Annotated in this window: 7 protein-coding genes; 5 read left to right on the top strand and 2 right to left on the bottom strand. The window is 60.6% G+C overall.

The window, feature by feature from the left end; all coding sequences use genetic code 11:
* Window positions 1-32: 32 nt before the first annotated feature.
* Entirely contained in the window at window positions 33-3,062 is a 3,030-nt protein-coding gene (locus tag A7D21_RS33650; RefSeq protein WP_010799689.1) for a Tn3 family transposase, read from the bottom strand.
* Window positions 3,046-3,648: a recombinase family protein gene (locus tag A7D21_RS33645; protein ID WP_010465829.1), complete on the bottom strand. Its 603-nt coding sequence runs from the start codon at window positions 3,646-3,648 to the stop codon at window positions 3,046-3,048. The genes A7D21_RS33650 and A7D21_RS33645 overlap by 17 nt, the downstream gene beginning before the upstream one ends.
* 191 nt (window positions 3,649-3,839) lie before the next feature.
* Here A7D21_RS33645 and A7D21_RS33640 point away from each other — a divergent pair, with 191 nt between their 5' ends.
* Genes A7D21_RS33640 through A7D21_RS33620 form a run of 5 tightly spaced genes read left to right on the top strand, consistent with a single transcriptional unit; the run spans window position 3,840 to window position 5,590 of the window.
* Window positions 3,840-4,217 carry a type II toxin-antitoxin system RelE/ParE family toxin gene (locus tag A7D21_RS33640; protein ID WP_003151133.1) on the top strand — a complete coding sequence of 126 codons (378 nt, stop codon included), beginning with the start codon at window positions 3,840-3,842 and terminating at the stop codon, window positions 4,215-4,217.
* Window positions 4,198-4,533, top strand: coding sequence for a helix-turn-helix domain-containing protein (locus A7D21_RS33635; protein ID WP_001172026.1), 336 nt, complete (start codon window positions 4,198-4,200; stop codon window positions 4,531-4,533). The genes A7D21_RS33640 and A7D21_RS33635 overlap by 20 nt, the downstream gene beginning before the upstream one ends.
* Window positions 4,534-4,547: 14 nt before the next feature.
* Entirely contained in the window at window positions 4,548-4,883 is a 336-nt protein-coding gene (locus A7D21_RS33630) for a hypothetical protein (RefSeq protein ID WP_000741275.1), read from the top strand.
* A gap of 23 nt (window positions 4,884-4,906) precedes the next feature.
* Window positions 4,907-5,233 (top strand): hypothetical protein, encoded by a 327-nt coding sequence (locus A7D21_RS33625; RefSeq protein ID WP_000091614.1) that lies wholly within the window; start codon window positions 4,907-4,909, stop codon window positions 5,231-5,233.
* Between the two features lie 15 nt (window positions 5,234-5,248).
* Window positions 5,249-5,590 (top strand): hypothetical protein, encoded by a 342-nt coding sequence (locus A7D21_RS33620; protein WP_025999701.1) that lies wholly within the window; start codon window positions 5,249-5,251, stop codon window positions 5,588-5,590.
* Window positions 5,591-5,626: the final 36 nt, after the last annotated feature.

Genomic DNA, 5,626 nt, shown 5'->3' with positions numbered 1-5,626 from the left:
GGGGTTGTACGCCGGAATCCCAGAAATTTCCGTCAGCCCAGCTCCAGTCCCGCCACGAGCGCATCCAGGTCGATGAACTTGCCGTCAGTCTGGAAGGTGTAATGCCCGTTCAGCAGGATGTGCCGCCAGGCCGCTGGCGACATCTGCGTGATCAACGCCAGCGCCTTGGCATTGCCAGCTGCCTCGTACTTCGTCAGCAGCAGGGACAGGATCGCCGAGTTGTAGAAGATGATCGCGTTGCCGATCAGCCTGGCGCACTGGTTGCTGATCTCGATTTCGATGTCGGTGCGGCCGGTCAATTCCTTCTTCCCACCGACTTGGGCGATGGTCGAGCGTAGCTGGTGATAGGACTCAATGCGGTTCTGCGAGCGGTGAACATTACGCTCCAGTTGCGGGTCGCGCAGGTAGCGCAGTGTGTAGATACTGCGGATGAGCTTGTCGAACTCGAAGATTGCGCGCCGCGTCGGGTTCGGCGCCGTATAGGTGCACAGCTTGCGGATCAGCGTGCCCTGCGTCATTTCCTTCAGGCCCAGTGTGGCGACGATTCGGTCGATGTTCGCCTTCTCACCGACGATGAGTTGCCGGTCGATCTGGCCAGCCGGCCGGATCAGGCATTTCTCGTACAATGCCAGATCATCGGCGCAATACAGCTCCTGCAACTGGTCGTCGAGGTCGGTGAAGCGCGGCTCGAAACGAAGTCCGAACCAGTGCAGGATGGCGAAGTTGGCCTTGTTGATGCTGTGCATGTCGCCGGTGATCGCGCTCGGCACGATGTCCGACGTGTTGCGGTACCAGATGTCGAACACGTGGTGAGCCTCGTACTCGTGTGCGCCTATCAGGTAGCCGTTCAACGGCACGTGATTGCACAGCAGCGTGTAGGCGACGACGCCCTTGCCGCGGCCGAAATATTTGCGCGAGTAGCGCGCCTTCACAGTTGGTCGCTCGACGCCGAATTTCTGCCCATCAACGGCACCGTACAACGAATCGAGGTCGAACGAGTAATGCGGGAAGATCGGCAGTGCGGCGATGGCGTTGCTGATGCAATCGTTGGCCACATGTAGCGTCGCCTGGCGCAGGTACTGCTGGTAGGTACTCTCCAGGACGTGGTACGGGATGTCGCTGGTACGTGCCATAACCTGGTTGCCGTGGTTCATGGCTTGGGCAATGATCACCGCCATCAGACTGTCGGCGTCGGCTACCTTCTTCGCATAGCGTGGCTGCAATGGTGTCAGCGCCGACAGGAACTGGCACTGGCCGTTGACGAAGCGAAACACGTCGGCGACATCGCAGTATGGCAGTTGCTCGTAGAGAGCTTGCTCGCGCGCCTTCTGGTTCTCCCCCTTGGGCTTGCGCCAGGTCAGTCTCTGCGTGTCCTTGTCGTATTCCAGGTGCGTCAGCTTGCCCTGTTTCAGCTCGCGATTGAACGCCACCCATTGCGCACGCAACTCGGCCGCCAGTGCATCGAGCTGGGCACTGACCGGCTGCCGCAGGAAGGGGATGTCCATCTGCGCGAGCACGGCGGCTTTCTCGTCCATCGAAACCAACTCGTCGGACAAATGCCGGTGCTGCAAGCTGTCGTCAATGTAGAGCTCGCCCGCCTGGAAGCGTTTCCTGACCTGACGGTAAAGCCAGAATTCGTAACGATCGGCATGCAGGCCTGTCGGCGTGCCTTCGGCATCGAACATCAGCAGGTACGGACGCAAGCGTTTCGGCAGCGTTGCCGCCGGACATTCGTCGAGTGGCCGTTGTGATAGGCGCTGCTGCTTGGCGAACACGCTCTTGGCCCAAGTCAGCGCCGCGAGCCATGGGTTATCGGGGGCCGTGCCGGCGAAGTCGAGCGCGACGTACAGCGGCCGTAGATGGCGTCGAATGCGTTCGGCCAGGCCGTCCACCGCCTGCCAGTGCAGCGCCAGTTTGTTCAGTGGCTTGACGCTCATGCGCTGCGCCGTGTTTTGCAGCAATTCCCTGGACATGATTTTGTAGGCGCGTTGGCGCACCTCGCCGAACGGCGTCGGATCGGCCACGCTGTCGTCCACGTACAGCGACAGCAGGCGGCCAACCTGCGGCGTTTCCTGATGGCGTCGCAGCTGTTCGGCGACAAAGGACTGTTTCGCACCCGTGCGGCTCTCGTCCTCAAGTTTTTTCATGTGGAAGGCCATCGCGTCGACCAGGTTGTCGGTGAGCTGCCGGTAACGTACCCAGGCATAGCACAGCAGGTAGAGCCGGGTCTGCTCCGCCTTCAGGTGGCGCAGGTCATGGACGGTATAGAAGTTCGCCAGGCTCGCGTAGTACAGCAGGTTCTGCTGCGAGATGCCGAGCTTGGGCAGCAGCGCCTTGGCGATCCCGTGCAAGGACTTCAGCGTGGCGCGCTTCTCGCGCTCCCCTGCCATCTGACGCCAGCCGAAATCTTTAGCGTCCTGCTTGAGCGCTGCCAGTTGAGACAGGGTGTCGTCACGCACCAGGAGCTGGCCCAGCGCAGCTTTGGCCGATTCGTCCAACACTTCTGCCAGCAAGCCGCCCAAGCGCCTGCGTTCGGTGGACAGGGCTTCACTGACCAGCTCTTGTAAGGTGGTGTGGCCGGGCCGGATGATTTTGTGCTCGCTGAGCCAAACGATCAGTTCGGCGGCCACGAATCCTGGCATTACGTCGCGCCGCACGATCTGTTCAGCCTGCTGTGCCAGTTGCGGCAGGAAGCTAGCCGCCCACGACCGGTAGCCGAACAGTTCGGCGATCTGACCCCTCTGGCTGTAGTGCTCATGCTTGGTGATCGCCTTGCGTTCGAACGCTTCGCCGTGGAAATAGCGACTCAGCACGAAGGCGCAATCGTCCTCGACCTCATGCCAATCGAAGCGGAAGAAAGCATGCTTGGCCTTGAAGTAGCCGATCTGCAAGACGCAATAGACTTGGGCCTGCAGGCTAGGCCGGCTGCTGGCGAACGCCAGTTCAGATTCGGTCAACGCCAGGTATTCCAGCCGCTGAGCATCGTCGAAGTCCGGTAGGCCGTACAAGGCTTCCTGCTCTGCGTCAGAAAAGACGGTGAGTAGCTTATTCTTGTTGCTCATCGACCGTCCTTCCCGCACCACGCCAACCTGCTCGCGTCAATGTTTCGATCAACGTAGTGCGCTTGACATTGAAGTTGCGGCACACCGCCGCCTTAGACATGCCGCCATCGAGCGCGGCGACGATGGCGTCCAGCTTCTCACCAGTGATCGCCTGCGGCCGGCCGCCGATCCGGCCGCGTTTGCGTGCGGCGGCCAAGCCCGCGACGACGCGCTCCTGAATCAAGGCGCGCTCGTACTGCGCGAGCGCACCGAACACCTGGAACAGGAATTCGCCCGAGGGCGTCGTAGTGTCCAGGTTCTCTGTCAGCGAGCGGAACGCCACCCGCTTGTCCTTGAGCGAAGTCACAATGGCGAGCAGGTGCGACAGCGAGCGACCGAGCCGGTCGAGTTTCCACACCACCAGCACATCGCCGGCTCGAACGAACTCAAGCGCCCGCGCCAAGCCGGCACGGTCATCCTTCGCGCCAGAGGCACGATCCTCAAACAGGTGACGCGGATCGACGCCGGCGGCGAGCAGCGCGTCGCGCTGCAAGTCCGTGCTCTGGCGGTCGGAGTCCGACGACACGCGCATGTAGCCAACCAACATAGGCGGATAACCATCAAAAACAGGTTTCCGCATAATAGTGAATAGCGATAGAGTTTTCCGTACATTTTTGAGGGGGTGTTGCACAGGTAGCACAGCGGCGGCTGACAGCCTGTCGCAAAACAAATGTTTTACGACACCTCCTTGAGGTTGCCGCGTTTACATCATTACCTGAACAGGTATAAAATTCCGTCATGACAAACAAAGAAAAACCGCTCGAATGGATCGCGAGCAGCCACAAGGATTTGATGGCGTTGCCGTCCGACGTGCGTCGCCGTTTCGGTTACGCGCTCTCGTTGGCGCAGATAGGCGATCAGGATGACGCAGCAAAGGTGCTCAAGGGGTTCGGTGGTGCCGGCGTGCTGGAGGTCGTCGAAGACGATGCCGGCGGCACCTATCGAGCGGTATACACGGTCAAGTTTGCGGAAGCGGTGTTCGTCCTGCACTGCTTCCAGAAGAAGAGCAAGAGCGGAATCGCCACGCCAAAGGCCGACATGGACATCATCCGCGCTCGGCTGAAGGTGGCCGAGGTATTGGCACAGGAGCTACGAAATGCAAAAACGAATCATTGAAGGCGTCGAGGTTCAGCGCAGCTCGGGCAACGTCTTTGCCGACCTTGGACTGCCTGACGCTGAAAAGCTCAAGATCAAGACCGGCCTGGTGGTCGAGATCAGGAGGGCCATGCGCGCCCTTGGGCTGACTCAACAAGCGGCGGCCAAACGCATGGGCATCCCGCAACCGAAGGTGTCGGGCATGATGCGCGGCGACTTCACCAATCTATCCGAACGCAAGCTGATGGATTGTCTGAATCGCCTCGGCTACGACATCGAAATCAAGGTACGGCCAGCAGCCGAGCCGATCGGGCATCTAACGCTCGCAACCGCTTAATCGGAGCCCTCCTGATGGCAGCCCGCATCACCGACGACGAATGGGACGAACTGACTCCCGAGAATTTCGATACCACGGCACTGCTGCGTGCAGTCGATGCCGTGGACGTGCTGCGCGGCGATTTGAATGACAGCGCAGACGGCGCACCTCCGCAACTGCGCACCGACCTGTTGAAGCTGCATCAACTGGCAATGGCCGCGTTCAACGAGGGATCACGCAGCCGAGTGGCTGAGCTATTTGATCTCGCCGTGGATCTTCAGGATCAGGTTGATCATCTGATGACCTCGCTGGAACAAGTGCAAGAAACCCTGTCCCGGTTGACGGCGCTCTACCCAGAAAGCCTGTCCTGAATGTTCTTGGAGACAACCACATCATGAGCCGCAGCCGCCGCAAAACGCCCATCGTTGGGCACACGACCTGCCGTAGCGAGCGCGAGGACAAGAAACTCTGGCATCAGCGCTGGCGAACTCACGAGCGCACCGCGCTGGCCAGCGCGTCGCCGGAAGCTCTATGCGCCCATCTGCCTCTACTGGAAAACCAGGTCAGCAACGTCTGGTCGATGGGTAAGGATGGCCGCTCCTACTGGCCCATCAAGCGCCAGGCCGCCACGGCGGATCGCATTGCCAACCACAAGGGACGCAATCCGCAAGAGCGCGCCTCCCTGAAAAAGCGTCTGCTGCGCAAGTGGATGAGCAAATGAACCTGTCCACCGGCTATCGCTTGGGCGCGAATCGCTGAAGAAGCAGAACTCCCAGCCGGCTACGAGGGCACGGCGACGCCAGAGGCGCATCGGGCCTGCGAGGTGATCCAGGAGCGGATTCGAGAGCACGTCGTCGCCACCAATGACATGCGGCTGTTCGGCCTGCTGCACCTGCTTGGGCAGGCGTCGCTGCGCATGGAGCAAGCGCTGTGGCCGGAAGAATATGCGCGGATGACCCGCGAGGTCGAGGAAGCTCTCCGAGAGGCCGACGACCCCAACGCCAAGTCGTACACCCACGAAGAAGTCATGCGGGCGATGCAGGAACTCATCGACCAAGCGCGAGACAAGCCATGTTGATCGGCTGACGGAAATTTCTGGGTTTCCGGCTTACAA

Origin of the sequence: Pseudomonas sp. AP19 (assembly GCF_001728855.1) — a bacterium.
In the GTDB taxonomy this organism is placed as follows: domain Bacteria; phylum Pseudomonadota; class Gammaproteobacteria; order Pseudomonadales; family Pseudomonadaceae; genus Aquipseudomonas; species Aquipseudomonas fluorescens.
The sequence above is the reverse complement of the archived record's forward strand: the minus strand, read 5'-3'. Positions and strand labels throughout refer to the sequence as shown.

Coding starts and splice junctions, on each gene's coding strand:
- A7D21_RS33650 (WP_010799689.1), bottom strand. CDS start 3,062: ATGAGCAACAAGAATAAGCTACTCACCGTCTTTTCTGACGCAGAGCAG.
- A7D21_RS33645 (WP_010465829.1), bottom strand. CDS start 3,648: ATGTTGGTTGGCTACATGCGCGTGTCGTCGGACTCCGACCGCCAGAGC.
- A7D21_RS33640 (WP_003151133.1), top strand. CDS start 3,840: ATGACAAACAAAGAAAAACCGCTCGAATGGATCGCGAGCAGCCACAAG.
- A7D21_RS33635 (WP_001172026.1), top strand. CDS start 4,198: ATGCAAAAACGAATCATTGAAGGCGTCGAGGTTCAGCGCAGCTCGGGC.
- A7D21_RS33630 (WP_000741275.1), top strand. CDS start 4,548: ATGGCAGCCCGCATCACCGACGACGAATGGGACGAACTGACTCCCGAG.
- A7D21_RS33625 (WP_000091614.1), top strand. CDS start 4,907: ATGAGCCGCAGCCGCCGCAAAACGCCCATCGTTGGGCACACGACCTGC.